The sequence below is a fragment of the Alteromonas sp. AWM4_230 genome, assembly GCF_056158305.1.
This window is the reverse complement of record NZ_JBSWTB010000001.1, coordinates 792724-818229: the sequence shown is the minus strand read 5'-3', so window position 1 is coordinate 818229 and position 25506 is coordinate 792724. Positions and strand designations below refer to the sequence as shown.

At 45.3% G+C, this 25506-nt stretch carries 22 protein-coding genes; 10 read left to right on the top strand and 12 right to left on the bottom strand.

The window, feature by feature from the left end; genetic code table 11:
• The first annotated feature begins 40 nt into the window (after positions 1 to 40).
• Together ACXACS_RS03520 and ACXACS_RS03515 are read left to right on the top strand one after the other, a co-directional pair.
• Positions 41 to 1105: an agmatine deiminase family protein gene (locus ACXACS_RS03520; RefSeq protein WP_474804147.1), complete on the top strand. Its 1065-nt coding sequence runs from the start codon at positions 41 to 43 to the stop codon at positions 1103 to 1105.
• Positions 1092 to 1985, top strand: coding sequence for a carbon-nitrogen hydrolase (locus ACXACS_RS03515; protein WP_474804144.1), 894 nt, complete (start codon positions 1092 to 1094; stop codon positions 1983 to 1985). Before ACXACS_RS03520 ends, ACXACS_RS03515 begins: the two co-directional genes overlap by 14 nt.
• A 120-nt stretch (positions 1986 to 2105) precedes the next feature.
• Here the strand turns inward: ACXACS_RS03515 and ACXACS_RS03510 are convergent, their stop codons facing one another.
• The 3 genes from ACXACS_RS03510 to ACXACS_RS03500 all read right to left on the bottom strand — a co-directional run bounded on the left by ACXACS_RS03510 (position 2106) and on the right by ACXACS_RS03500 (position 6714).
• Positions 2106 to 3155 carry a Gfo/Idh/MocA family protein gene (locus ACXACS_RS03510; protein ID WP_474804141.1) on the bottom strand — a complete coding sequence of 350 codons (1050 nt, stop codon included), beginning with the start codon at positions 3153 to 3155 and terminating at the stop codon, positions 2106 to 2108.
• 178 nt (positions 3156 to 3333) lie between these two features.
• Positions 3334 to 4038, bottom strand: a complete 705-nt coding sequence (gene pdeM, locus ACXACS_RS03505) for a ligase-associated DNA damage response endonuclease PdeM (RefSeq protein WP_474804138.1) — start codon at positions 4036 to 4038, stop codon at positions 3334 to 3336.
• 186 nt (positions 4039 to 4224) lie between these two features.
• Positions 4225 to 6714, bottom strand: coding sequence for a ligase-associated DNA damage response DEXH box helicase (locus ACXACS_RS03500; protein ID WP_474804135.1), 2490 nt, complete (start codon positions 6712 to 6714; stop codon positions 4225 to 4227).
• A 298-nt stretch (positions 6715 to 7012) separates the two neighbouring features.
• On the opposite strand from ACXACS_RS03500, the gene ACXACS_RS03495 reads away from it, so the two are divergent.
• From ACXACS_RS03495 to efpL, 4 genes are all read left to right on the top strand, one after another.
• Positions 7013 to 8224: a DUF418 domain-containing protein gene (locus ACXACS_RS03495; protein WP_474804131.1), complete on the top strand. Its 1212-nt coding sequence runs from the start codon at positions 7013 to 7015 to the stop codon at positions 8222 to 8224.
• Positions 8225 to 8498: 274 nt separating this feature from the next.
• Positions 8499 to 9515, top strand: a complete 1017-nt coding sequence (locus ACXACS_RS03490) for a ligase-associated DNA damage response exonuclease (protein ID WP_474804128.1) — start codon at positions 8499 to 8501, stop codon at positions 9513 to 9515.
• Entirely contained in the window at positions 9515 to 11245 is a 1731-nt protein-coding gene (locus tag ACXACS_RS03485) for a cisplatin damage response ATP-dependent DNA ligase (protein WP_474804125.1), read from the top strand. The genes ACXACS_RS03490 and ACXACS_RS03485 overlap by 1 nt, the downstream gene beginning before the upstream one ends.
• 97 nt (positions 11246 to 11342) lie before the next feature.
• A complete protein-coding gene (gene efpL, locus ACXACS_RS03480) occupies positions 11343 to 11918 on the top strand; it encodes an elongation factor P-like protein EfpL (RefSeq protein WP_025257482.1) in 576 nt (191 codons plus the stop codon).
• Between the two features lie 114 nt (positions 11919 to 12032).
• On the opposite strand, the gene ACXACS_RS03475 is transcribed toward efpL, so the two are convergent.
• Positions 12033 to 13004 carry a carbohydrate kinase family protein gene (locus ACXACS_RS03475; RefSeq protein WP_474804122.1) on the bottom strand — a complete coding sequence of 324 codons (972 nt, stop codon included), beginning with the start codon at positions 13002 to 13004 and terminating at the stop codon, positions 12033 to 12035.
• A 362-nt stretch (positions 13005 to 13366) separates the two neighbouring features.
• Between ACXACS_RS03475 and ACXACS_RS03470 the strand changes: the two genes are divergently transcribed.
• Both ACXACS_RS03470 and ACXACS_RS03465 read left to right on the top strand, forming a co-directional pair.
• Positions 13367 to 14539, top strand: coding sequence for an ROK family transcriptional regulator (locus ACXACS_RS03470; protein ID WP_474804119.1), 1173 nt, complete (start codon positions 13367 to 13369; stop codon positions 14537 to 14539).
• Between the two features lie 27 nt (positions 14540 to 14566).
• Positions 14567 to 15472, top strand: a complete 906-nt coding sequence (locus ACXACS_RS03465; protein ID WP_474804116.1) for a homocysteine S-methyltransferase family protein — start codon at positions 14567 to 14569, stop codon at positions 15470 to 15472.
• Between the two features lie 32 nt (positions 15473 to 15504).
• Here ACXACS_RS03465 and ACXACS_RS03460 read toward each other — a convergent pair whose 3' ends face one another.
• Positions 15505 to 16221: a hypothetical protein gene (locus tag ACXACS_RS03460; RefSeq protein ID WP_474804113.1), complete on the bottom strand. Its 717-nt coding sequence runs from the start codon at positions 16219 to 16221 to the stop codon at positions 15505 to 15507.
• Between the two features lie 164 nt (positions 16222 to 16385).
• On the opposite strand from ACXACS_RS03460, the gene ACXACS_RS03455 reads away from it, so the two are divergent.
• On the top strand, positions 16386 to 17285 hold the full coding sequence (locus ACXACS_RS03455) for a LysR family transcriptional regulator (protein WP_474804110.1): 900 nt from the start codon (positions 16386 to 16388) through the stop codon (positions 17283 to 17285).
• Here ACXACS_RS03455 and ACXACS_RS03450 read toward each other — a convergent pair.
• The 5 genes from ACXACS_RS03450 to ubiG form a co-directional block, all read right to left on the bottom strand.
• Complete coding sequence (locus ACXACS_RS03450) at positions 17278 to 17937, bottom strand: glutathione S-transferase family protein (protein ID WP_474804107.1); 660 nt, start codon at positions 17935 to 17937, stop codon at positions 17278 to 17280. The genes ACXACS_RS03455 and ACXACS_RS03450 overlap by 8 nt on opposite strands.
• Positions 17937 to 18545, bottom strand: coding sequence for a glutathione S-transferase family protein (locus ACXACS_RS03445; RefSeq protein WP_474804104.1), 609 nt, complete (start codon positions 18543 to 18545; stop codon positions 17937 to 17939). Before ACXACS_RS03445 ends, ACXACS_RS03450 begins: the two co-directional genes overlap by 1 nt.
• A 188-nt stretch (positions 18546 to 18733) precedes the next feature.
• Positions 18734 to 19732: a lipase secretion chaperone gene (locus ACXACS_RS03440; RefSeq protein WP_474804102.1), complete on the bottom strand. Its 999-nt coding sequence runs from the start codon at positions 19730 to 19732 to the stop codon at positions 18734 to 18736.
• Positions 19732 to 20706, bottom strand: coding sequence for an esterase/lipase family protein (locus ACXACS_RS03435; protein ID WP_474804100.1), 975 nt, complete (start codon positions 20704 to 20706; stop codon positions 19732 to 19734). The genes ACXACS_RS03440 and ACXACS_RS03435 overlap by 1 nt, the downstream gene beginning before the upstream one ends.
• A 252-nt stretch (positions 20707 to 20958) precedes the next feature.
• Positions 20959 to 21708 (bottom strand): bifunctional 2-polyprenyl-6-hydroxyphenol methylase/3-demethylubiquinol 3-O-methyltransferase UbiG, encoded by a 750-nt coding sequence (gene ubiG, locus ACXACS_RS03430; protein ID WP_474804097.1) that lies wholly within the window; start codon positions 21706 to 21708, stop codon positions 20959 to 20961.
• 175 nt (positions 21709 to 21883) lie between these two features.
• Between ubiG and ACXACS_RS03425 the strand changes: the two genes are divergently transcribed.
• Positions 21884 to 22249, top strand: coding sequence for a DUF2237 family protein (locus ACXACS_RS03425; protein ID WP_269918491.1), 366 nt, complete (start codon positions 21884 to 21886; stop codon positions 22247 to 22249).
• Between the two features lie 142 nt (positions 22250 to 22391).
• On the opposite strand, the gene ACXACS_RS03420 is transcribed toward ACXACS_RS03425, so the two are convergent.
• Both ACXACS_RS03420 and ACXACS_RS03415 read right to left on the bottom strand, forming a co-directional pair.
• Positions 22392 to 23822, bottom strand: a complete 1431-nt coding sequence (locus ACXACS_RS03420; RefSeq protein ID WP_474804094.1) for an aldehyde dehydrogenase family protein — start codon at positions 23820 to 23822, stop codon at positions 22392 to 22394.
• 32 nt (positions 23823 to 23854) lie between these two features.
• Positions 23855 to 25495 (bottom strand): acetolactate synthase large subunit, encoded by a 1641-nt coding sequence (locus ACXACS_RS03415; protein WP_474804092.1) that lies wholly within the window; start codon positions 25493 to 25495, stop codon positions 23855 to 23857.
• Positions 25496 to 25506 lie beyond the last annotated feature (11 nt).

Here is a 25506-nt window from a genome sequence, read left to right as displayed (position 1 = left end):
ATAATCCACTCCCTATTTTAAAGCGACTTGGATTTCTACTATGAACGGCAACCGTATTATGGCGCCTGAATGGCACGACATTGATGCTGTTATGTTGGCATGGCCACATGCACAAACCGATTGGGCTCCATGGTTGGAAGAAGCAAGAGCAACCTACCTGAATGTGATTGCAGCAGTGAATCGCAATAACGCGGGTGTCATTTTATTATGCGCGCCAAGTGACGTTGATGATCTTAAGTCCCGTTTACCCGAAAATGCCCGAGTGCTTATTGTTCCTGCATCCTTTAATGATACCTGGATGCGCGACTACAGCTTTATCACGTGTAAAGACAGTGAAGGTAACGGCTCGCCCGTAGAATTTCGTTTCAACGGTTGGGGTAACAAGTTCAACGCTTCAGAAGATAACCTTGTCAATCAGCGTTACCTCGCCGCCATGTGCAATTCTGCACTGCGCAGCAGCCCTATTGTGGCAGAAGGCGGTGCGTTAGAGATTGATGAAAACGGGCACCTATTAAGTACTGCTCAGTGCCTACTAAACCCTGAACGCAACGGAGATATGTCGCTAAGCGCTTACGAAGATACCTTTAAAGATATGCTGGGCTGCAGTAAGGTCACCATATTGCAGCATGGGCATTTAGAAGGCGATGATACAGATGGCCATATTGACACCCTAGTGCGCTTTACCCCGAATAAAGGCTTAGTAATTCAGGCGTGTAACAACCGCCCTAATGATAGTCACTTCGAAGGTTTGAAGGCGTTATGTGACGAGTGCGCCCTTGAATTGCCTGAACATAAACAATTTCATTTACCGCTGCCTCATATTGTAAACGATGAAGGAGATCGCTTGCCGGCATCGTACGCAAATTACTTGATTTGTAATAACGCGATTTTATTGCCTGTGTATGGTGAAAAAGAAGATGCTGAAGCCATCGAGACTGTGCAAAAAGCACACCCCAATCATATTGTTGAACCAATTGATTGTAGTGTACTCGTAAGACAATACGGCAGCTTGCATTGTATTTCTATGCAAGTACCCACAGATACGTTAAAAGATTCGATTATCACCACCTTAAAGAAAGGAGTGTCATTACATGCGCCCAGCTAAGCTAAAAGTGGGTCTGGTACAACAGGCCGTTGCCGATAACGATAAAGCAACGAACTGGAATAAAAGTGCCGAGCAAGTTGCCAAATTAGCGGCTGAAGGTTGCGAGTGTATTTTGCTTCAAGAGCTGCACAGCACCCTGTATTTTTGCCAGCAAGAAGATACTGACGCCTTTGATTTGGCTGAACCAATACCAGGTCCAGCGACAGACTTTTTTGGTGAACTCGCCGAAAAGCACAATATCGTTTTAGTGACGTCGCTTTTTGAAAAACGCGGCTCAGGTTTGTATCACAACACCGCAGTCGTGTTTGACCGCAGTAAAGAAATTGCGGGCAAATACCGTAAAATGCATATTCCTGACGACCCTGGTTTTTACGAAAAGTTTTATTTCACTCCGGGCGATATGGGCTTTACGCCTATAGAAACCAGCGTAGGTAAACTTGGCGTCTTGGTATGTTGGGATCAATGGTACCCAGAAGCAGCTCGCCTGATGGCAATGGCAGGTGCAGACTTGCTGTTCTACCCTACGGCTATCGGCTGGGATTTAACTGACACAGCAGAAGAGCGTAGCCGTCAACATGGTGCATGGGAAACCATTCAGCGCTCTCACGCTGTGGCAAACTCGGTACCGGTTATCGTGGCAAACCGCACTGGCTTTGAAGCGTCACCTGTTGAAGGTGACCCAGGCATTCAGTTTTGGGGACAAAGCTTTGTAGCAGGCCCGCAAGGTGAGATTTTGGCAAAAGCCGAAGCTGATGGTGAAACTACGCTAACAGTAGAGCTTGATATGGAACGTACCGAACAAGTTAAGCGCATTTGGCCTTATTTCCGCGACCGCCGCATAGACGCCTACGACGAACTAACCAAGCGCTGGCGCGATTAATCCAAATAAAGGTAACCCAACCAAAGGGGTCAGAGTCAGCTCTCTGACCCCCTCACTGTTTACTTCGGCTTTTATAAGAAAGGTCAAAGTCCAAATGTCCTGCTGACTCTGACCCCATTTTTACACAAGTTCCTTTTCACCGCCGTTTTTCGCTGAGCGATAAATAGCGTTTAGTAGCGCAATCGATCTACGCCCTTCAAATCCATCCACAAGCGGCTTGGTGCCGTTATCAAGGGCATTTAATACATCTTCGAAGTTTCTCTGATGCCACACGAAATCGATAGCGGATGGATCAGCCGCTCCAGCTCCCGCTTCATTTTCAGAAAGCCCATACTTGCATCTGATCTCTTCGTCTTCCTCACTTTCGTCAGCAAACTCCCAGACTCGAAATTTGTCGTCACTCATAAAAACAGAGCCCTGAGAGCCAGTGATTTGTATCTCTGCCGGATGACCGCTTTTAGACCAGCAAGCTGTTGAACCTTGAATAACGCCTAATGCTCCGTTTTCAAACTCTAGCATCGCAATTCCAACATCCTCCACTTCTATACCATCATGGGCCACCAGCCTGGTTTCTGCTCGCACAGACTTTACATCCCCCATTACATAAAGGAGTAAATCAATTGTATGAATTGACTGGTTCATCAACGCGCCACCGCCATCAAGCTTCCAAGTACCACGCCAGGCACCGCTTTCATAATACTCTTGGGTTCGCCACCATTTAATATAGGCATCTGCCATGGCAATGTTGCCGAAGCGCCCTGCTTCTAAAGCTTGCTTAAGTAACTGTGACGACGCATTAAACCGACGAGGGAAAATGCCCGCTAGTATCACTTTGTTTTCAGCACACACCGCAATCATTTCATCGACTCTGTCAGCTGTAACTTCCAGCGGCTTTTCACAAATGATGTGCTTGCCCGCTTTTGCGGCGGCGGATATAGGCTCTAAATGAAAGCCTGAAGGCGTACATATAGTAATGATGTCAATTTCAGGAGACGTTATAAACGACGTAAAGTCGTCGTAAGGTGTACAGCTATGCTTTTTAGAGAACGCATTTGCTTTATCAATTGAACGTGAATAAATCCCTGTTAGTTCTGCATTGGGAATAGCGTGGATGGCCTGAGCATGAAAATCCGCAATCATTCCTGCGCCGACAATTCCGAATCGATACATTTTCCTGTTCCTTTTTTGTTCAGTTGAAAAAGTATATGGGAACTCAGCGCGCTAAACTAGGCTTAAAACAATGAGGGGGTCAGAGTCCTGACTCTGACCCCCTCACTGTTTACTTAGGCTTTTAGAAGGAAGGTCAATGTCTAAATGTCCCGCTGACTCTGACCCCATTTTTGGTGTGCTATATTTTGAAGACTATGCCGTCACAGAGCATGAAAACCTGACGGGTCGACTTGGGCAGAAGCGTTAGCATTACATCTTCGTCTATGTCTAACCCGCCGGTGAATTGCCCGAAGGCAGGCATCACAAATAGGCTGTTGTTGTTAGTAAAGCATTTACCAGAGTAACGGCGGCGAGAAATAGTGGTGCGCTTTTTAGGGTGATAGTGGCCGATAACTTGCGGTCGCTTTTCGTTGAAATCCGACTCATGCCTGAATACCATATTATCTAGTACCACTTCAAAACGTGGCGTGCCCGGAATGCCTTCAGGTAAATCAGGGTCATGGTTACCTTCAACCCATATCCACTCATTGACGCTATCAACAAGCCTACATAAATGCCGACGGTCATCAAAGGTCATACGAGACATGCTATGCTTGTCATGAAAGCTATCGCCTAGGCTGATTACTCGTTTAGGCTGGTAATCATCAATAATGCTTTCTAAGCGTTTAAGCGTGGCGGTGGAGTCTAAGCTAGGTATGGGGTTCGCATAGCTGCGTAAATAGCTGCCTTTTTCTAAGTGAAGATCAGACACAATCAGCCAGTCGCATGCGGGTAAATATGCCACACCACGCGCGTCTAATAACCACAAGTAGTCTGCATATTTCGTAATAGTGATATGGCGCTGACTGACTTTCTCCGTCAGCCACGCGTCGGTTATTGCCAAATTATCCTCTTTATTTTTCGTTTGCGAGTTTTTAGTACTCCGGTAACGCTGACGTTTATTTAGCGAAATACTATTTAGCTTTCCTGTTCAACGGACTTACTGCAAATGTTTGTTAAGTAAAGCATCTGGCGGACGTATATCGTTAATATGAAAAAGCGGAGTTTGAATATTCTGTTTAACCCCACCCTATTCAACGCTAGCCCCTGAGAGTAATGCCCGAACTTCATCTAACATAGTTTCAGCTTCGGCGTATAAGTTAGCTTGCTCAATAATGGCCTGTGCGCCAGCGCCTTTTACTTGCTCACTGCGCACATCAAGCACTATAGGTATGGCCATGGGAGAGGGCTTTTCCAGATTTACCAATGTCGCTGAATCTACATACCGAATAAGTAAATTAGCGAGTCGCCGTAAGTCGAGAAGCTCACGCTCAGCATCAGCCCGCGCTACTTTAAGTAATATGTGGTCGCGGTCGTGTTCACGCAATGTATCGTAAATAAGGTCGGTAGAAAACGTTACTTGCTTCATGGTTTTTTGACTGGCGTGATAACGCTGTTCGGTCAACCCGCTAACTACCGCTACTTGCCTGAACGAACGCTTTAGCATAGGCGCTTGTAACATCCAATCTTCTAGCTCGTCGCCTAGAATATCAGGCTGAAACAGCTGCTGTAACTGCCCTTGTGTGATGGCGTTCACTGATGCTACCGATAACCCGTAATCAGTCACACTGAAGCTCAGTGGCTTTATGCCCATTTTTTCCATTCGCCGCGTTAACAACATACCTAAGGTTTGGTTCGCTTTGCGACCGTCGAATGTGTAGTACAAGGTGTAGTGCGCCTGCCTAAATGGAAACTGCTCCACCAACACCTTTTCAGGGCTAGGTAACTGAGAAAACGCCTGCTGAAGCTTGAGCCATTCTTGTACCTGTGCGGGCAGTGCTTTCCATGATTTCTGAGTAGCCAGAATTGCCCGAACGCCTTCCGCCAAATAGGTAGATAGCGGCATTTGCCCACCCGCGTAGCTGGGTATTTTAGGCTCTTTGGCTTTTGCTGGCTTGGCGTGAAGCTGCATGTCGCGGATAGCTTCAAAGCGCAGTACTTCTCCACCGAAATAAAAGGTATCTCCGGGCGTTAACTGCTGGGCGAAGTACTCTTCTACCTCGCCAATGATCTTGCCTTGGTTCCCCCTACGAATACGCTTTACCTTTAAACGCCCTGCCTCAACGATTGTGCCTATGTTTTGCCTGTGTCTTTGTATAACTCGCCGATTTGCGGGCGCAAAAGTGCCATCATCGTTTCGTGTTAAACGCTGATATCGTTCATAAGCATTAAGGGCACTGCCTCCGTCTTGGGTAAAGCGCCACAGTTTATCGAAATCGTCTCTATCTAACCCTTGATAAGGCGTGGCGGTAAGTATCTCTTGATACAAGGCATCTGGGCTATCAGCTTTGCTACATAAACAGTTCAAGATGAACTGTGGAATGATATCTAGGGCGCCCGGCTGTGGGCTTTCACCATCAAGCTCACCTTTTTCTATAGCAGTAATGGCCGCTTGGCATTCCAGCGCTTCAAACCGGTTTGCTGGGACAAGTAACGCTTCGCTAGGTTCATCTAACCTGTGGTTCGCTCGCCCTATCCTTTGCAGCAGCCTGCTTACGCCTTTAGGCGCACCTACTTGAATGACTTTGTCGACGTCGCCCCAGTCGATACCTAACTCTAACGCAGAAGTACACACAATTGCCCTTAGCATACCGCTTGCCATCATTGCTTCGGTTTTGCGCCTTTGCTCTTTACTCAAACTGCCGTGATAAAGCGCAATGGGAAGCGCCGCTTTATTTGCTTCCCATAGCATTTGAAATAGAAGCTCGGACTGGGCTCGTGTATTGACAAAAACCAGCGTGGTCTGTGCTATTTCTATGGCCGCATAGATATCATCAATGGCGTAACGAGCCATAAAGCCACCAAAAGGCATGCGTGCTTTAGAGTGCAGCATCTCAACTTTTGGCTTCTCCCCCGCTTTTACTTTAATGATATTGGCAAAGCTGTCACTGCCTGCCAGCCACGCGCCCAAAGTTTCAGGAAATGCCACGGTCGCTGACAAACCTATGCGTTTGCAGCTTGGAGAAAGCACGCTTAATCGCGCTAAGGCAAGAGATAAAAAGTCGCCGCGTTTATTAGCCATTAAGCTGTGGGTTTCATCGATTATCACGCGTTTTAGCTTGCCGAAAAGCTTATCGGCATCGGCGTAGCTCAACATCAGCATAAGGGATTCGGGGGTAGTAAGTAGAATATTAGGCGGCTTTTTACGCTGCCGCTGACGCTTATGAGAGGGTGTATCGCCGGTGCGGGTTTCCGCGGTGATAGGCAACGACATTTCTTCAATAGGCTGTAACAGATTGCGATGAATATCTTGGGTTAACGCTTTAAGTGGTGAAATGTACAGGGTATGCAAACCATTAAACCCACTCTGATTACCCTTGTTTTCAGCTGATTCATTTAACTCACTAAGCTCTACCAAACTTGGCAGAAAACCTGACAAGGTTTTACCCGCCCCTGTCGGTGCTATCAGTAACGTACAGTCATGTTTATCTTTTTCCACCAACATGGTCTGTTGATAATCACGTAGTTGCCAGCCTTTTTGCTTAAACCACTTAGAGAAAGCGCAGGGAAGTAATGTCATTTACAGTATCTGTTATGCCTTTTCCGCTTTATACGCCAATTCTTTAGTTAAGTTTATATACGCCAACACCTTACTTTTACCTTTGCAATAATCGTCAAAGCTCAACGCCAAAACTCAGCGCCCAAACTCAGCGCAATATGGCTTTCTTGAAAAAATAAGTACCTCCTGTACTTTTTATTTATTAGTGGATTAAGGTTATTAGCAATAGTTAATATTCGGATACACTTTAATTATCGACACTTCGAAAACGAGTACACTACACTCGTTAAACTACAAAATATGATTACAGGGAACGTAAATGCGAATTCAATCCATAGATGCCATTAGAGGTTTAGCAATCCTTGGCATTTTGTTTTTAAACATTGCATACCATCAAAACTTTCACACCGGCTACGCGTTTTTTGAAGAGCCACTTTTATCAGATGAGATTATCTCGACACTTAGCGCGCTTTTCTTAGATGGCAGATTTCGCACCTTATTTTGCCTGTTGTTTGGAGCAGGTTTAGCTATTCAATTCGACGCTTGCCAAAAGCGTGGGCACAACTTTTTAGACTTTTCTAAATCTCGGCTTAAATGGCTATTTTTATTTGGGTTAATACATGGCGTTTTCATATTTGGCGGCGACATACTGCTTTATTACAGTTTTTGCGCCTACTTTGTACTAAAACACTTAACGTTAGACCAAGAAGCGCTTCGCACAAAAAGCGTTAAATATTTAGTCGTGGGAAGCATCATTATGCTTGTTTTTGGCATAGTGCTTACGCTTGGATACGACTACGGTGGCGCACTTCCATTTAGGTCTAGCGAAGCTTACGCCGAAGAGGTTACACAATGGCAAAGTAGTTATTTGTTCCAAATTGGGGTTCAAGCTTCTTTTGTTCTTGCTACCGTTATTGCAGCACCTTTTACCATGCTATGGCAGTCGATGGGGCTTATGATGTTTGGTGCTTATCTTTATAGAAGTGGTTTCTTTAGCGTTGGGTTTTCATCTACTGTATTTTTGAAAGTGTCTATAATTGCCATAGCCACATCTGTCGTTACGGTTATACCTCAGTTGATATTTGAGCAAGTAACGTCGGATGTTATTCCCATGTTTACCAGTATCCCAGCAATTTTCTGTGCTTTTGCCTACGCACACCTGTTAATCAAGGTGAAAAATACAACCACTTGGTGGTATCAGTCACTTATTAACTGCGGCAAGGTAGCGTTTACCCTCTACCTAACGCAATCTATTGTTCTAGCTGTGTTGTTTCGTGTGATTATGCCCGCTTACTATCCCGACTTTGCCTATACCGTGACGCTGCTCGATTTGATGTTAATTACCCTTGCGCTCACAGCAATTCAAATGTTGCTGGCGAATTTTATAACTAAGCATTTTGAACAAGGGCCATTTGAAGCGGCATGGAGAAGGCTATACCTGCGCAGCTTTTATAAGAAGAAACAGAGCAAGCAAAACGACGGCTTAGTTGCAGAGCAAGAATTAGCGACAGAGGCAAATAAAACCTCATAGCTAACATCTGTACTAAAATACGTTATATAAATCCGATTCAACCAAAAAGGACCAAGGTAAAACCTGGTCCTTTGGCATATTGGCGTAACTATCTAGAATCTGAAAGTGCCTAGCGAAATAGCCGAGCCTAATTGGCTTTCGTCAGTATCATAGCCCAACCCAAATTTGATAGATGAATGTGGGTTGAACCAATAGTGAATGCGACCCAAGTGGTCGATTCAGGGGGTTAAATACGTAGTAAAAAGCATTCTCTGATTTGGCAGGACTATGAGTAGTGCACCCATCAACCTGGTTAAAAGCTGACGATACTGGCCTTTATTGCGAGCCCGGTGAGTTTTACATCGACCCAATGAATGAAGTCGCCACCGCGCTTGTCACACACGGCCACGCTGACCATGCACGGGCAGGTCATAACAGTGTGTATGCAAGCCCAGAAACACTGGCGATTATGCAAACCCGCTACGGTGAAGATATGGCTACTCACCAGCACGCTGTAGCTATAGGTGAAAGCATTAATTTTAACGATGTAAAAGCCACATTTTATCCAGCAGGACATATTCTTGGCTCTACACAAATTCTTATCGAATATGCAGGCTACCGCGTGGTGGTTTCCGGCGATTATAAGCGCCGTCACGATCCTACCTGCCCGCCTTTTAAAGTTGTACCTTGCGACGTATTGATTACCGAAGCCACCTTTGGGCTTCCTGTCTTTAAGCACCCGCCTATTGAACATGAAATCGAAAAGCTCCTTCACTCATTACGAGTGTTTCCCGAGCGATGCCATTTAGTAGGCGCTTATGCATTGGGTAAATGTCAACGAGTTATATTAGCGCTGCGCGAGGCGGGTTACGTCAAGCCCATCTACTTACATGGTGCGCAGCTGAAGCTGTGTGACCTATACAAGCAATTAGGAATAGATTTAGGTGAGTTGATTCCGGTGTCTGAGGTTGCAGATAAAAAGACCTTAGCCGGCGAAATAGTCATTGCGCCCCCTTCTGCACTTGCCGATAGATGGTCACGAAGCTTGCCTAATGTACGCCCTGTTGTGGCATCTGGATGGATGCAAATTCGCGCTCGCGCTAAGCAAAAAAATGCCGAGCTACCGCTTATTATCTCTGATCATTGCGACTGGCCTGAATTGCTGCAAACCATTGAAGAAGTCAATCCGAAAGAAGTGTGGGTAACCCACGGCAGAGAAGATGCGCTAATGTATCAGGCAGAAAAAATGGGGTTTAAAGCCAGAGCGCTATCGCTAGTCGGTTATGATGAAGAAGAGCAAGGAGGCGATTAGTGGAAGCATTCAGTCACTTACTTGAACAGCTGTATTTCACGGCTGGAAACAAAGCCAAAGCGCAGCTTATAGCTAACTACATAGCCAATACACCAGACCCTGACCGAGGCTGGGCAATTGCTGCTTTGGCAGGTACATTGCGGTTCGACTTTTTTAAGCGCAATACGGTAAAAAAGCTCATTACTGAACATACCGACCCTGAGCTTTTTGCCATGAGCTATGATTATGTGGGTGAGGTTAGTGAAACCGTAGCCCATTTATGGCCCTATAGCGAGCCAACAGATTCGCTACCCACGCTAACCGAAGTGGTAGAAACGTTCGCTTCGGTCAGTAAACAGAAAGTTTCTGAGACGCTAGCCCATTACCTAACAATAATGACGCCTGCTCAACGCTGGGCGTTGCTAAAGTTGGGCACTCGGGGGTTACGTATAGGTGTGTCGGCTCGCTCCATAAAACAAATATTGGCCGACTATGGCAATAAAGACATCAAAGAAATAGAAACACTGTGGCATGCGGTTACTCCTCCTTACGTTGATATGCTTAGCTGGCTAGAAGGAAAAGCTGACAAGCCTGATATTGAAAATGCCGTCACATTTCATCCAGTTATGCTTTCTCACCCCATTGAAGATGGCGATATCGACGCTTTCACCAAAGACGCTTGGCAAATTGAGAACAAGTATGATGGCATTCGCGTGCAGCTTGTTGTTAAGTCGAATAAAACTGTTGATGATAAGCCTCAGAAAGATAGTGAGGTCGATGGCGATGAACCTGAAAAAGCTCTTTTTTCTCGTACTGGCGATGATATCAGCCACTCATTTCCTGATCTGCTTGAGTCTGTAAGCGGCAATATGGTGCTAGATGGAGAACTGCTGGTTATTCATAATGCAGAACATGGCTTACATCAATCTGAAGAATCGATTGCCCAAAGTGCGGCTAGTCAACGCACCAGTAGTGATAAAAGCGGTAAACAGGCTTCATCCGCCACACAGCCAGACGTGGATACCTTTAATGCCCTTCAGCAGCGCCTTAATAAAAAGAAACCGAGTAAAGCGTTACAGTCTTCCTCTCCAGTGGGACTAATCGTTTACGATGCTTTAGTGCTTAATGGTGAAGATCTAACCGATAAAACACTAAAAGCAAGGCGCCACGCCCTTGAAGAATGGTTTAGCAAAACGAATAACAGCCGTTTGTTTCTTTCTGAAACACTCAATGCCACTTCCCCTGAAACCTTGCGCCAGCTTCACGCCCAAGTCTGCCAAAATCGTGCGGTAGAAGGGCTGATGATAAAGCGCTTAGATAGTAAGTATGTACCTGGCAGACCTAAGGGCCAGTGGTTTAAATGGAAGCGCGACCCGCTAGTTGTTGATGCGGTAATGATGTACGCGCAGCGAGGGCACGGCAAGCGCTCCAGCTTTTATTCTGACTACACGTTTGGCGCTTGGGAGGACAGTCAGCTTCTGCCTATCGGAAAGGCGTATTCCGGGTTCACCGATGAAGAGCTCAAAAAACTGGATAATTGGGTAAGGCGCAATGCCGTGGGGCGGTTTGGCCCGGTAAGAGAAGTGAAAAAAGAGCTGGTACTTGAAGTGGCTTTTGACGCTGTACACCCTTCGTCAAGGCACAAATCAGGGGTCGCGCTGCGCTTTCCCCGTATACATAGAATTCGTTGGGACAAGCCCGCTAATGAAGCCGATACCTTAGCGAACGTTAAAGCACTAATAGAAGGCTGAGCCAGCAAAAACACTTTCTTAGTCGTGTAAAATCGCAGAGAATGGGTCGAGAAAACAAGGCTTGCACCTTAAGAAAATAAAACAATAGGAAATCGCCATGCCTAAGGCTAGTGAAATTAAAAAGAATAACACTGTGGTATTTGACGGAAAAACTTGCATCGTGCGAGACATTGAACGCTCTGTCCCTCAAGGTCGTGCTGGTGGCAGCATCTATCGCATGCGCATGTACGATGTAGTAACAGGCGCCAAATACGATGAAACCTTTAAAGACTCAGACACCCTAGATATGGCTGACTTAATTCGTCGTCCTGCTATGTTTTCGTATATTGATGGCGAAGAATATGTATTCATGGATAAGGAAGACTACACCCCTTATCACTTGAACAAAGAGAGCATTGAGAACGAAGCTCTGTTTATTAACGAAGAAACCGATGGCATTCAAGTTGTCATTGTTAGCGAAGTCCCGGTTGCCTTGGACTTGCCAATGAGCGTAGAGCTAGAAGTAGTTGAGACCGACCCGTCTATTAAAGGTGCATCTGCTACTTCTCGTACCAAACCAGCGACGCTTTCGACCGGCCTAGTAGTACAAGTGCCAGAATACATCAGCACCGGCGAATGGATAAAGGTTAATACCGAAGAACGTAAGTTCCAAAGCAGAGCCGATAAGCACTAGGCCGACTTCCCGTATTAGCTTATGCTGCAGGTAAAGCTTTAAAAAACAAAAAAGGGTTCAATCGAACCCTTTCTTATTGCCATTAACTCAGTTTTTGAAAAGGTTATTCACCGCTTATTGCTTAGCAATATTAGCCTGTGTAGGCAGTGCGCTAAATGCACCGTACTGGGTTACTGTGTAAGCACCACAGCGAATAGCAAATTCAGTCGCTTCGCTAACATTTTCAAAGTTTTCAGCCCACGCATCGAACTCATCCGCGTTCTTAACTTTGGTCGAAAGGAAGTACAGAAACCCACCGATAAATGAATCACCGGCTGCAGTGGTATCTTTTACGTCCATTTTTGGCGATGCCAGCGTGCCGCTAAACGACTTGGTAATATAGTGAATAGGCTCGCCACCGTCTGTCACCAATACAACCTTCACACCGCTATCTAGCCACTGCTGTACTTTTGCATCGGCATTTTCTTCGCCATAAAGCTCTGATAACTCTTCACGGCTTGCCTTAAGTATAGAAACTTTCTTTGCCGCTTCATCAATACGTGTTGGCGCATTTGCAGTGTCATCCCAAAATGCTGGGCGATAATTAATGTCTAAACACACCATCATGCCGTTTTCCTTCGCCTTGTTTAAAATAAACTCGGTGCCAGGAATAAGTTCAGGGCCTGAAATTGAACCTGAACAGAAGTGAAGCACGGTATTTTTGTCGCAATCAATTGTCGACAAGTCTTGCTCTGAAATATGTTTATGTGCAGCGTTATCGACATAAAAGTCAAACGAACGCTCGCCGTCTGCATCCAAGTTCACAAACGCCAGTGCCGTATTACCCTCTTGTGTGGCCCACACAAAGTCCGTATTTACTTTGTAGTGTTCAAGCATTTCTTTAAGAAAGGCGCCAAAAGTATCGTCACCCACCTTCGATACCATCGCACTTTCTCCACCCAGTTGGGCAACAGCAACCGCCACGTTAGCGGGCGCGCCACCAGCATAAGGCTGGAAAGGCTTCATGGCTGGTATGTTGCCATCTTTGGGCGCTGCACCTTGGCTTAACATATCAATAAGCACTTCACCTAAACACAAAATTTTCATACCAGCCTCGCTCAAAAAATGTCAATAAAGGACGTTTACCTAGTGCGCACAATACGTAAGGTTAACGAATCGTTAATTAATTGCGGCATAGTATTGACGAACAAAACTATTAAATCAACCCAATTGATTTACTTTTTTTAAAAGGATTGTAGGATGTGTACCTATTGTATTAAAAAGATTAAAATTTTTATCTGAAAGGTCTGGTAAGATTCATAGCTTCATTTTGGAAGTTTGAAAGGGGACACATTCCTGCATTCCCACGCTTCGCTAGGAAACTTGCCAGCGCCTTCTGAATGGGCAATTATCTATGCGCATTGGTATTATTAAACTCTTTTCTTTTTTAACGGTAGATAGTAATTACTTTGAATATTGAATCGGCTTTTCACCTGCCACAACAAAACGCACCAGAGTTACTTGATGATCGTTCTGCGAATGAGCGCGCGATCTTAACCTTAATACGGCAACGCATTGCCTTACCTAAAGCTGAAATTGCACAATTGACTGGGCTGTCGGCGCAATCTGCAACGGTAATTATCAAGAAGTTAGAAACCGATGGATTGGTCAAACGCCTAAAGCCTATAAAAGGCGGTGTAGGGCAGCCTAAGGTACCTTTCGGATTGAATGCTAACGGTGCGTTCAGTATCGGCCTCAAAGTTGGTCGCCGTAGTTTCGACATAACCTTGCTCGACTTAAAAGGCAATGTTAAAGCCACCCTTCACGAAAAGTTCGCCTATCCAACGGTAAGCAACCTACTGAACTTTGCAGAGCGTGCATTCAATGTTCTAATCAAAAACCTAGATGCAGCACAGCAAAAGATGGTTAGAGGCTTAGGCGTAGCTATGCCTTTTGAAATTTGGAGTTGGGCAGAGGAAGCAGGCGCGCCGAAAAAAGAGTTAGAAGAATGGAAAGAGTTTGACCCACAAACCGAACTTGAAAGCTTATTAAACCTACCTGTTTTCATTAAAAATGATGCAGGAGCAGCGTGTAGCGCGGAGATGTCGTTCGGCAATCCAAAGCGTTACGATAGCTTTTTATACATATTTGTTGGTACGTTTTTAGGCGGTGGACTGGTACTTAACAATCAGCTTATCAATGGCAAAACAGGTAATGCCGGCGCTATTGGCTCGTTGCCTTTTTTTAGTCAAAATCAGCAGCGTCAGTTAATAACGCAATCTTCACTTTATCTATTGGAAAGCGAGTTAGAAAAAGCGGGGGAAAACGCTAAGCACATTTATGAGTCCCCCTCTTACTGGCAGTGCAATGATTCACTTGTAAAAAATTGGGTGCGCGAGACAGCCAAAGGGCTGGCATTCGCTTCACAGTGCGCGATGAGCCTTTTGGATTTAGATGGCGTAATCATTGACGGCGCCATACCCAGCAACATAAAAGAATTATTAGTTGAAGCAACCCAAAGTGCGCTGAAAGACTTGGATATGCGAGGAATTACTCCCGCGCAAATTAGCCCCGGTCACGTGGGCGTAAAGGCCCAATCGATTGGAAGCGCAAACTTAGCGCTTCAGGCTAATTATTTCTAACTATTCAGATGTGCAGTTAAGGTTTTCATGACAGTAAGTAGCAAAGTGATTCATATTCTAGATGGTGGTATGGGTCGTGAACTTGAAAAGATTGGTGCACCTTTTAGGCAGCCGGAATGGTCCGCACTGGCATTAATGCAGACCCCTGAGCTAGTGCGTGAGGTTCATACCCACTTTCTAAATGCTGGTGCCACTGTCATCACTACCAATGCCTATGCCCTCGTTCCATTTCATATTGGTGAAACCGCGTTTAACGAGCAAGCATTTTCGCTGGCCGAGTCTGCGGCTAAGCTAGCAAAGGAAGCCGTTACTTTTCAGCAGGATAAAAGCAACAAGTTATCAGTCGCGGGCTGTGTGCCACCTGCTTTTGGCTCGTACCGCCCAGACTTATTCGATGCAGAACGAGTGGCAGAGATTTTAACGCCTCTTATCAAAGCGCAAGCGCCTTTTGTGGATGTTTGGCTTATTGAAACGGTTTGCTCTATTGAAGAAGCTGATGCCGTAGTTTCACTAATAAAAACACTGTCTTCTCGTCCCATTTGGCTGTCGTTTTCTTTGCATAATAGAGCGTCGTCAAACGAGCCTGTAACTCTTCGTTCAGGCGAGCCGCTAGAAAAAATCGCGCCTTTGCTGGAGCGTGTTGAAAGCGTACTTTTTAATTGTTCACAGCCTGAAGAAATGGAAAATGCACTAACAATTACGCGACAGTTGAATGAAAACATTGCTACTGGTGCATACGCCAATAGCTTTTCAGAAAGGAAGCGTCAGCATGAAGCTAACGCCCTTTTGTCAGAGCTGCGTGACGATATAACGCCACAGCGCTATGCAGATTACGCTCAATCGTGGCTAGCGGCAGGTGCCAGTATCATTGGAGGCTGTTGCGGCATAGGCCCTGAACATATCAAAGCCATAAGTGATAGCGTAAAATCTTAAAACTGAAATCACGCTAGTGCAGATCAGCGGCGTCAGTGCGCAAAATCCTGTGTTTCAAAGTACACTAGAAAAGGCGATTCGCAGTGAGTAAAAAACTCTTTAATTTGCGCCTTGCTCGGAACACTTTCGCCCAGCATGTTTCCTAAGGTTTCCTGACAATCGTCAACGATAAACAGTGCATCAAAGGATGGGCGTTCGCCAATGAGGTGAATGTATAAATACTTGTCACCGAGGCTGATGCTAGTCCACTTTTCATCAGGCTGATATGTAACGCTATCGTCGTCAGAATGTGGCGGTTTGTATTGTTTTACCAAGCGACGTTTAAACATCAGCTTTTCAAATGTCAGTTCCGATTTACCCAACCACTTAGTGCCACCTCGCTCAAAATGACCTTTATAAAACTGTGCTGAGATAGAAAATCTTTCACCATCAACAAGTTTATTTAAATCAAAATTTTCTGGTAACAGGGTCACCATGTTGCTGTGAGAGGTTGAGCCTGCTTGTAGATACGCAATTAGCGTAGCTTTATGCGGACTTCCTACTGCATAAATAATTTGGTAATCATGTGGCGAATAATAAAGGGGTAAGTGACTCGCATAGAGTTCAGCGCCATCTGTAAATAGCACCATACCGTGAGAACCAACTCTTTTGTGGTTTTTATGACCGGCGTGTATAGAAGAACTAGCATTGGATGCTTTACTAATGCCATCTGCACTTAGTTCTTTTGTGGTTGTCGCCGTTGCTCCCATGCACACCATATATAAACACAAGACAGCCAAATGAAGACGCTTCATAAACCTTTTACGCTTAATAACAATTTTATTATGGCGATACTGGCACAGTAACCACCTACAATTAAGCTACAATAAATACATGTTTAATTCCCAACCGGAAACAATGAGGCGGCGAACCCGTGGATATTGAAGACTTAAGAAAATTTATTGTTGTTGCCCAACATGAGAACTTGAATAAAGCGTCTGTGCACTTATCGGTTACCACAGGCGCATTGTCTAAAGTGGTGAAACGCATAGAACAACAGTTAGAAAGCCAACTGTTTGACCGCGTAGGTAAACATATTCGACTCAACCAACGGGGAAACAAATTCCTTATTTATGCCACTCATCTTGTGCACGAAGCCGATCAGGCACTCAGTGAGTTTAGGGGTAATACTGCTTTATACAACATTACCGTTTCTGGCCCATCACTCTTGCTTCAATATTACTTGCCAACTTTGCTTGCTAAACCTTCCTCTTCACAAGATCGCTTTCACGTCAATATCCACGCTTGCTGGGAAGGGAAAGCGCTGGATAGCGTTTCTAAAGGGGGTAGCGACGTGGCTATCGCCACCTCTTTTGCAATGGAAGAACGAGAGAAAGACCCGTCACTGCATCGCATATTATTAGGGTCGTCTACCTATGTGGTTGCGGCCGCAAAAAATCACCCTGCGGTAGCTGAAGCAAAGAACGGTATATTAACAAGTCAAAGTTTGTTCGCTTTCGCTTTTGCTTGCCCTGACGTTTCACCTTTTTGTGGAATAAAACGGGGCATAGGCTCTGATGGGTGGAGAGACGACAAAGTCCCCCGCTCTATACACTATCGATGTAATGATTTTGGCACACTGCTGTCTATTGTCAGGCAAGGACTGGCTTTGGCCTACGTACCTGACTTCATAGCGAAAAGTCATGATCTTACTTGCGTGTCCGTATCAGATTATGACTTTTGCCATGAAGAGCATTTTGAGTTGATTTACAAACCGAGTATGGCATCAGGCTGGCTCAATCGGTTTGTCGATTCAGTTAAAAGCGTTATTTAGTAACCACATTTTTGGCGCCTTTAAGCAGCGCCTCTTTATCTATCTTATTAGGCACTTCCACGCCACGTCGCGCTGCAGGCCTCGCTTCAATACTGTTCTTCCAGCGTATTAGGTTGTCCAAGCCTTCAATGCTAACACCTGACCATTCATAAGTGCGCACCCAGCACCAGTTAGCCATGTCAGCAATACTATAGTCGTCTACCAGATATTCACGATTTTCTAGCCTATTATCCAGTACGGTGAATAAACGTCGCACTTCGTTTTGGTAACGCGCTATTGCTACGGGAATTTTTTCTTCTAGATAACGATGGAACACGTTGGCTTGCCCCATCATAGGGCCTATTCCACCCATCTGAAACATTAACCACTGGATAACTTGGCTCTTTCCCTTAGCATCGCGGGGTAAGAACATTCCGGTCTTTTCAGCGAGATAAATCATAATTGCGCCGGATTCGAAAACAACGTGGCCATCGGCTTCTCTATCTACGATAACCGGTATACGTCCGTTCGGGTTCATGGCTAAAAACTCAGGGGTTTTCTGCTCGCCTTTCATTAAGTTTACAGCATGAGCTGTATATTCAAGTCCCATTTCTTCAAGCGCTACTGACGCTTTCCAACCATTAGGGGTGGCTGCGGTATATAAATCTATCATTAGGCTTTTGCACTCGCTCGGTTGCTTACGGCCTCATACCAGCGCGCTAAATTAACGTGGTCGTCAGTCATACGAATTTTTACCACTCGGGCGAAATCCATAGCACATAACGCGGTTATGTCGGCGATAGAAAAGGTATCGCCAGCGATGTATTCTTTTACACCAAGTCGGCGTTCTAGAATATTGAGATATTTAGACGCGTTGATACCCGCTTCTTTGCCATATTCAGGTACAGGTGTCATACGATCTTTAAAGTAACCTGTGGTATGTTGAAAGCACATGCCAATTTGCATCATGAAGGCTAACTCTACTTGGCGCTGCCACATAGATATCGTTGCTTTTTCAACGGGCGTTGTTCCCATTAAAGGGGGATCTGGTTGCAATGCTTCAAAGTAAGTACAGATCGCATCGGTTTCTGCAATACAGGTACCGTCATCAAGCTCTAAAATGGGTATTTTACCTAACGGGTTCTTAGCGCGCATTTCTGCACTTAGGTTTTCACCTTTTTGAATATCGACTTGCACGTAATCAACATCAATGCCTTTTTCGGCTAAAAACATGCGTACTCGACGTGGGTTAGGTGCGGTTTTCGTTTCGTATATTTTCATAATGATTGCCACAGACCTTATGACAGATTGCTAAATATAGGGTTGGTTCTAGATTAGTAATTGCACATACCGCTTTCAAATCACTCTGTCTATGCACAGAACTATTCAGTTCTTTTATGGTTATACCTCTTGGGTATTTTTAAATACTGAAAAACAATGAAAAGCCAGGATTGGGGTCCGATCATTAGTTATGAGCCCGTAATCACCTTAAGACGTTTTATTTCATTATCAGTAAAGCGTGCAGACAGGTATTCGCGCTGGGCATCCTCTGCCTCGCTCGGCGAAAGTGCCTGCTGCGATAGGCTTTCGCGAAACGCCTGATAATCTGCAATTTTGTTTTTCCAGTTAGCCTGCTTTTCCCAGGTTTTCGCAAAGCGGTCTGCTACCGTACTTCCAAACTCTGCCGCCACTGCGTTATACCGATCATTAATATTGCTATAACTGCGTTTTATCTCGTTGATGCGATGTATATTCAGCGTTGGCTGGAAAACATCGCGTTCGGCTTGATTTCCCGTTTTCAGTGACTCAACAATAAGCGCTTTTCTTTCATGCCTAGACAGCGTGCTTTCCTGAGCAAGTTGTAAACGCGCTAGCGCCGCCTCGTCCACCTGCGCTTCTTGGCTAAATAAATAATGGTATTCGGTGTCGTCGAAGTAGGTCCGTCTTATCCCCTCGCGCTCATCAAGTTTGTAAGACACATCCTGTAAACTATGAGTAGCCAAGTCGACCTCCGTCTCGATGGAAGAAAGCGCCACTTTATAATCTACATATCGGGTAAATAAGTCAGACGCTACCGCTTGGGTAGTTGGCGTAAACACGTTGCTAACGTAGGTGGTATAGGCAAACTTAACGGTTTGCGGGTCGTCTGTTGTACGCGTAAATATAAAGCGGTCGAAAGCGTCTTTGGTTGAATAGTTAAGCTTAAAAGGAGTAAGGCTTTTATTTGCGCTTTCTGCTTCGCTCTTTAGATGGAGGCGCGCATCTGTCTCCTTACGCGTTGTTCCCTTCTCGCCCAGCTTTCCACTGGTTTCTTTTTGCCTGCTAACTTCCAAGCGTTCGGAGGAATGCCCAGCCCCGTTTTTTTTGGTGTCAGGTGCAAATTGGATATAAACAACAGTACCCAATACTAACAGAGCAACTAGCCCTGTGAGTATTGAATACGCATGGCGTACTTTACCTTTTGTCACTACAAGCCCAATCTTTTAAGACGATTAGCCTGGCGTACAAACACATCTACCGGGTCGGTTTCAAACCAGTGCGTAATTCCAAAACTCTGGTTTACTTCATCGAGGTGATTCATTTTGTAGTTATCTTTTAGCACCTTGCCCAAGTGCGAGCTACACGTTGAGACTAAGCCATCGTTTGGCTCTTTAAACGCAGTGCCAGTAATAGCTAGGAAAGGGTCGACAATGTCTAAAGCATTGGTATAAGTTCTTCCGCCGCTCCATGAGAAATAATACACGCCATTTTCAGCCAACATCTTACCGTCGTTGCGACAGTAGGCGGTAGGCATGCCTTCAGGGTATTTTTGATTGAACGCTACTGAGCCTGCAGTTGATAGAGAATCAAGTGCAGCGATTGAGTCGGTGGGCTTTTCACGGGGATCTGACCCAGACGCAATTTCAATAATGTTGGCAAATGCATTAACAACGACGCCAGCGGCGCCTTCTCCCACTGAGCCCTCAGCGAAAGCATCCCGTAATTCATCTGCGACTTTACTGCCCCAATTAACACCGGCGACAGAGCTTACCGAAGCAACTTTTTCTGGCGCCACGCTTGCGGCGTAACGTGCCGTTGGGCCGCCGTGGCTATGTCCAATTAGATTCACTTTGTCTGCGCCAGACAAGGCGAGTACTTCGTCGATATACTCAAGCAACTGCTCGCCGCGCACTTCTGTGGAATTTGCTGGTGAAACTTCAGCAATATATACCACAGCGCCGTTGCGGCTGAGTTTATGCGGAACCTTATAAAAATAATCTACAAAGAGTATGTCTTCAAAGCCAAACAGGCCGTGGACCAATACTATGGGGTTTTCAGTTTTTGCGTATGTTCCTGCGAAGGCTTGTCCTGCCCCTACAACTAGGGTACTGACAGCGCCTGTTATGGCAAGCAAAGTAACAATGAGAGCATTCCTTGCTCTATTATCTTTGGATATTCTCATCGTGTGTGTGCCTCATAATTATAACGTTGTGGTCTGTGGTCAGACCTTTGTTATAATTATGTAAACACACTGTAAAGATCAACCTTTATGTTGAAACTTTAATAAGGAGGATAAACATCAAGTTGTGATATTTATCGTCATCTAACTATCAATATCTATTAAATTCAGCAAGATAGTACTCACGCGAGAGTATACTCGCCCATACCATTTTCACTCGAAATACGAACCATAAACACAATTAATAAACCGTTATCAACTTCTGGAATAGGATTGGATAAAGTTTACCGCAAGGCTAGAAGTGGTTAGCCACTCTCCCTTGAAAGGGTCGAGTTTCATACCTATCTGATGTTTCAGTGTGAAGTCTTCACCGACCCATTTTTCTAATTCACTAGGTTTTACAAACTTTTGCCAATCATGGGTTCCCACAGGCAAATACCGCATTACGTATTCAGCCCCCACAATAGCAATTACAAAGCTTTTAAGTGTTCGGTTTAGAGTGGCAAGAATAAGCAGCCCGCCCGGTTTGACCAAGCTAGCGCATTCATCAATTAACTGCTGCTGATCTGGCACATGCTCTACCACTTCAGCGTTTATAACAATGTCATATTGCTGTGCTTCTTTAACTAGTTCACTGGACAACATGTGTTTATAAGTTACCGATACACCATTTTTTTCCGCATGGCGTTTTGCCACTTCCACACTTACTGCACTTGCATCAATGCCAGTTACCTTTGCACCAAGCTTGGCCAGAGGCTCGCTAATAAGCCCGCCGCCGCTACCTATATCAACAATAGACAAAGACGAATAATCCGGTGGGAGGTTACCTTTGCCGAAATGATCCTCTATTTGCGCTTTAATGACATCCAAGCGCGCTCGATTAAACTCAAGGGCTGTTTTATATTTGCCGCTGGGGTCCCACCATGACTCTGCCAGTGAGTCAAAGCGCGAAATTTCTTCTTCAGAAAAGTTAACTTCCCCGGTTTTTTTACTTTTATCGAGCACGATTTTTTACCTTTAAACGTAAGTACACTAGTGCTTTTCTATTGACCCATAATGTTCAGGGTCATAAGGTGAATACATTAGGGTGAGCATTTAAGACGTACACCTTTATATTCTAAATAGGCACCTAGATAAAAACACATTATAAGAATATACGTTGTGAAAGAGGGTTCTGATTTTGGCAAACGCAAAAAATGTATATGGTCGACCGCTCCAGCTATGCTGCGGAAATACGGGGTTTACCCGTGAAGGTTTTTGCTATGTACCCGATGCTGATGTGGGCAATCACAGTGTATGCGCTGTGGTTAGCGATGAATTTCTACAGTTTTCCTTACGACAGGGTAACGATTTAATAACCCCCTGGCCTAGCATGTCTTTCCCCGGTCTACTCGACGGCGACAGATGGTGCCTGTGCGCTGCTCGTTGGTTAGAAGCTTACGAAGCCGGTGTTGCGCCCAAGGTGCGACTGGAAGCTACCCATGAAAAAGCCCTAGATATCATTCCGCTATCTTTATTAGAAGAATATGCGGCTGACAAAAACTAGGGGATTGGACAAGATATTTTCCACTGATGAGCCTCAACGTGAGCCTTTCACACCAGGTATTGGTTGATGAAACTAACCATAAAAAAAGAGCATGTTTGCCTAAACATGCTCTTTTTATTTATTAATAAAAAGCTTTCTTAGCTTACTGGGGCGTTCGAATAACCATAAGACGCGTCTCAGACATATCCTCTATCGCGTAGCGAATACCCTCTCGACCTAGTCCTGAATCTTTAACGCCGCCATAAGGCATGTTATCCACCCGCCAGCTAGGCACATCACCAATAACAACGCCGCCCACTTCTAGTTCATCCCAAGCTTTATGTGCTTTATAAATATCGCGAGTAAACACACCAGCTTGAAGTCCGTAACGACTGTTATTTACTTCTTTAAGCGCGTCGTCGTAGTTGTCGAAAGGCTCTAGAATAGATAGCGGACCAAACGCCTCTTCGGCACTGGCATCACAGTCTTTGGGCACGTTTTCCATAACCGTAGCTTCAAGCATTGCGCCTTCGCGAGTACCGCCACATAAGATAGATGCGCCCTTTTCTTTGGCCTCTGTAATCCAACCATGCAAACGTTCAGCTTCGCCCTCAGAAATCATGGGGCCGATGAAAGTATCTTCATTTGAAGGGTCACCAGACACCAATGCTCTTACTTTTTCTACATAGCGCGATTTAAATTCATCGTATATTTTACTATGTACTAAAAGGCGCTGAACACTGATACAGCTTTGACCAGACTGATAGTAAGCCCCAACAATCACCCGGTCGATCGCGTCTTCAATGTCAGCATCTTCATCAATTACGCAGGCTGCATTACCGCCTAGTTCCAGCACAACTGGCTTTTTACCGGCCTTTGCTTTAAGTGCCCAACCCACATCTGGAGAGCCCGTGAAGCTTAGCAGTTTTAGTCTTTCGTCTGTGGTAAACAAGTCAGCGCCATCACGGCTACACGGCAGAATTGAAAACGCCCCTTTGGGCAAATCTGTTTCTGACAATACTTCGCCAATAATTAGTGCGCCAATAGGTGTTCGCGAGGCCGGTTTAAGTACAAATGTGCAACCAGCGGCAATGGCAGGTGCCACTTTATGGGCAGCCAAGTTTAGCGGGAAGTTAAAAGGGGATATAAACGAGCACGGACCAATGGGGACTTTTTTGGTCATGCCTTGATAACCTTTTGCCCGCGCTGATATTTCTAAATTTACCGTTTCGCCATTGATACGAACCGATTCTTCTGCGGCAATTTTAAAGGTGTCTATTAATCGGGTCACTTCGCCCTTGGCATCTTTAATAGGTTTACCTGCTTCAATACACAAAGCTTGCGCCAGTTCGTCTGCGCGCTCAGTAAAGCGTTTAACACAGTGCTCTAACACTGCCTGTCTTTCAAAAGGCGCCATTGCGGCCATGGCAGGCTGCGCTTTCTCTGCCGCAGCTATGGCTTTATCAATGGTATCAGCATCAGCCATAGCAACTTTAGTCGCTACTTCGCCTGTGTATTTATTGGTTACCTCTAGGTCGGTGTTCGCGTATTCGGGTTCACTGGCTAAATAGTAGGGGTAGCTTTCCTTCAACATTTTTTAACTCCTTACCTTTTCAATACTGTGTTTTAAAGCTTGGCACTCAACTCTTTTATTGTGTGGTTTAATGTTTCGTCATTCATGCTGTAATCAACAGGGCAATCGATAATGTGCACACCTTTTGTGTTTAAACACTTATCTACCATGTGAATGAGTACGTCTGTATCGTCCACACGCCAGCCTTGAGCACCATAGCTTTGCGCATACTTAACAAAATTTGGGTTGCCATAGTCCAAACCAAATTCGTCAAACTCCATGTTTGCTTGCTTCCACTTAATCATTCCGTACGCGTCGTCACGCAAGATGATCACCACCAAGTCTAGGTTGAGCCTTACAGCTGTCTCAATTTCTTGGCTATTCATCATAAAACCACCATCGCCACATACGCTGAGTACTGGCGCCTCCGGTTTTACTAATTTAGCCGCAATGGCAGATGGTAAGCCCGCTCCCATTGAGGCAAGAGCGTTATCTAAAAGCAGGGTGTTGGGATGAAAAGCAGGATAATTACGCGCAAACCAAATTTTGTAAATACCGTTATCTAAGGTGACAATGCCGTTATCTGGCATGACCTTTCGAATATCTCTAACAAATCTTTCGGGTAAAATAGGAAAACGATTGTCATCTTCTGCTTCAGCGCGGTGTTCTACATACGCCTGATGCACATCTTTATAGAAATCTAGCTTCCAATCGTCCTGGGGGGTAATGCCTTCTTTAATTTGCCAGATGCTGTTAGCAATATCTCCAACCACTTCGAGTTGCGGGAAGTAAACAGGGTCTACGGCAGCCGAATCAAAGTTGACATGAATCACTTTTTTGTCGTTGTGATGCATGAAAAACGGCGGCTTCTCTACCACATCATGACCCACATTAATGATAAGATCAGCCCGTTCTATCGCTCGGTGCACGAAGTCGCCATCAGATAATGCCGTATTCCCGGCGAAACGCGGATCGCTTTCGTTTAGTACCCCTTTACCCATTTGAGTGGTAACAAATGGAATGCAGGTTTTATTAACAAACTCCCTGAGCATTTTCGCTGTTAGCTTTCTGTTTGCTCCGGCGCCTATAAGCAAGAGCGGAGACTGCGCTTCTTCTATCATCGTAATTGCCGAAGTAATCGCTTTATATTCAGCTATCGGTCTTCGCGTACTGCTTGGCGTTAATATCTGCGCGCTAGTTTGCTCTGCTGCTATATCTTCGGGTAGCTCAATATGTACCGCGCCGGGCCGCTCTTCAGAAGCAAGACGGAACGCTTCTCGAACCGTTGAAGGAATTCTGTCTCCACTAACAACCTGATTGGTAAATTTGGTGATAGGTCGCATCATGTCCACTATGTCGATAACTTGAAAGCGACCTTGTTTGCTGGTTTTGATTGGCTTTTGCCCAGTAATCATTAACATTGGCATGGCGCCTAACTGAGCATAGGCAGCGGGCGTGACTAAATTAGTGGCCCCAGGCCCTAAGGTCGAAAGGCACACGCCCACTTTTCCGGTAAGCCTGCCATATGTAGCAGCCATAAAACCAGCGCCTTGCTCGTGACGAGTCAGCACCAGTTTAATAGAGGACTCGCGCAACGACTCAAGTAAGTCGAGGTTTTCTTCACCTGGGATACCAAAGACGTATTCCACGCCTTCTGCTTCTAACGCTTTAACAAATAAATCGGACGCTTTCATGTGCTGCACGC

What these genes read in the sequence shown, in the direction of transcription:
- ACXACS_RS03520 (WP_474804147.1), top strand. Translation starts at nt 41, where the DNA reads ATGAACGGCAACCGTATTATGGCGCCTGAATGGCACGACATTGATGCT.
- ACXACS_RS03515 (WP_474804144.1), top strand. Translation starts at nt 1,092, where the DNA reads ATGCGCCCAGCTAAGCTAAAAGTGGGTCTGGTACAACAGGCCGTTGCC.
- ACXACS_RS03510 (WP_474804141.1), bottom strand. Translation starts at nt 3,155, where the DNA reads ATGTATCGATTCGGAATTGTCGGCGCAGGAATGATTGCGGATTTTCAT.
- ACXACS_RS03500 (WP_474804135.1), bottom strand. Translation starts at nt 6,714, where the DNA reads ATGACATTACTTCCCTGCGCTTTCTCTAAGTGGTTTAAGCAAAAAGGC.
- ACXACS_RS03495 (WP_474804131.1), top strand. Translation starts at nt 7,013, where the DNA reads ATGCGAATTCAATCCATAGATGCCATTAGAGGTTTAGCAATCCTTGGC.
- efpL (WP_025257482.1), top strand. Translation starts at nt 11,343, where the DNA reads ATGCCTAAGGCTAGTGAAATTAAAAAGAATAACACTGTGGTATTTGAC.
- ACXACS_RS03475 (WP_474804122.1), bottom strand. Translation starts at nt 13,004, where the DNA reads ATGAAAATTTTGTGTTTAGGTGAAGTGCTTATTGATATGTTAAGCCAA.
- ACXACS_RS03465 (WP_474804116.1), top strand. Translation starts at nt 14,567, where the DNA reads ATGACAGTAAGTAGCAAAGTGATTCATATTCTAGATGGTGGTATGGGT.
- ACXACS_RS03460 (WP_474804113.1), bottom strand. Translation starts at nt 16,221, where the DNA reads ATGGGAGCAACGGCGACAACCACAAAAGAACTAAGTGCAGATGGCATT.
- ACXACS_RS03450 (WP_474804107.1), bottom strand. Translation starts at nt 17,937, where the DNA reads ATGATAGATTTATATACCGCAGCCACCCCTAATGGTTGGAAAGCGTCA.
- ACXACS_RS03445 (WP_474804104.1), bottom strand. Translation starts at nt 18,545, where the DNA reads ATGAAAATATACGAAACGAAAACCGCACCTAACCCACGTCGAGTACGC.
- ACXACS_RS03435 (WP_474804100.1), bottom strand. Translation starts at nt 20,706, where the DNA reads ATGAGAATATCCAAAGATAATAGAGCAAGGAATGCTCTCATTGTTACT.
- ACXACS_RS03420 (WP_474804094.1), bottom strand. Translation starts at nt 23,822, where the DNA reads ATGTTGAAGGAAAGCTACCCCTACTATTTAGCCAGTGAACCCGAATAC.
- ACXACS_RS03415 (WP_474804092.1), bottom strand. Translation starts at nt 25,495, where the DNA reads ATGAAAGCGTCCGATTTATTTGTTAAAGCGTTAGAAGCAGAAGGCGTG.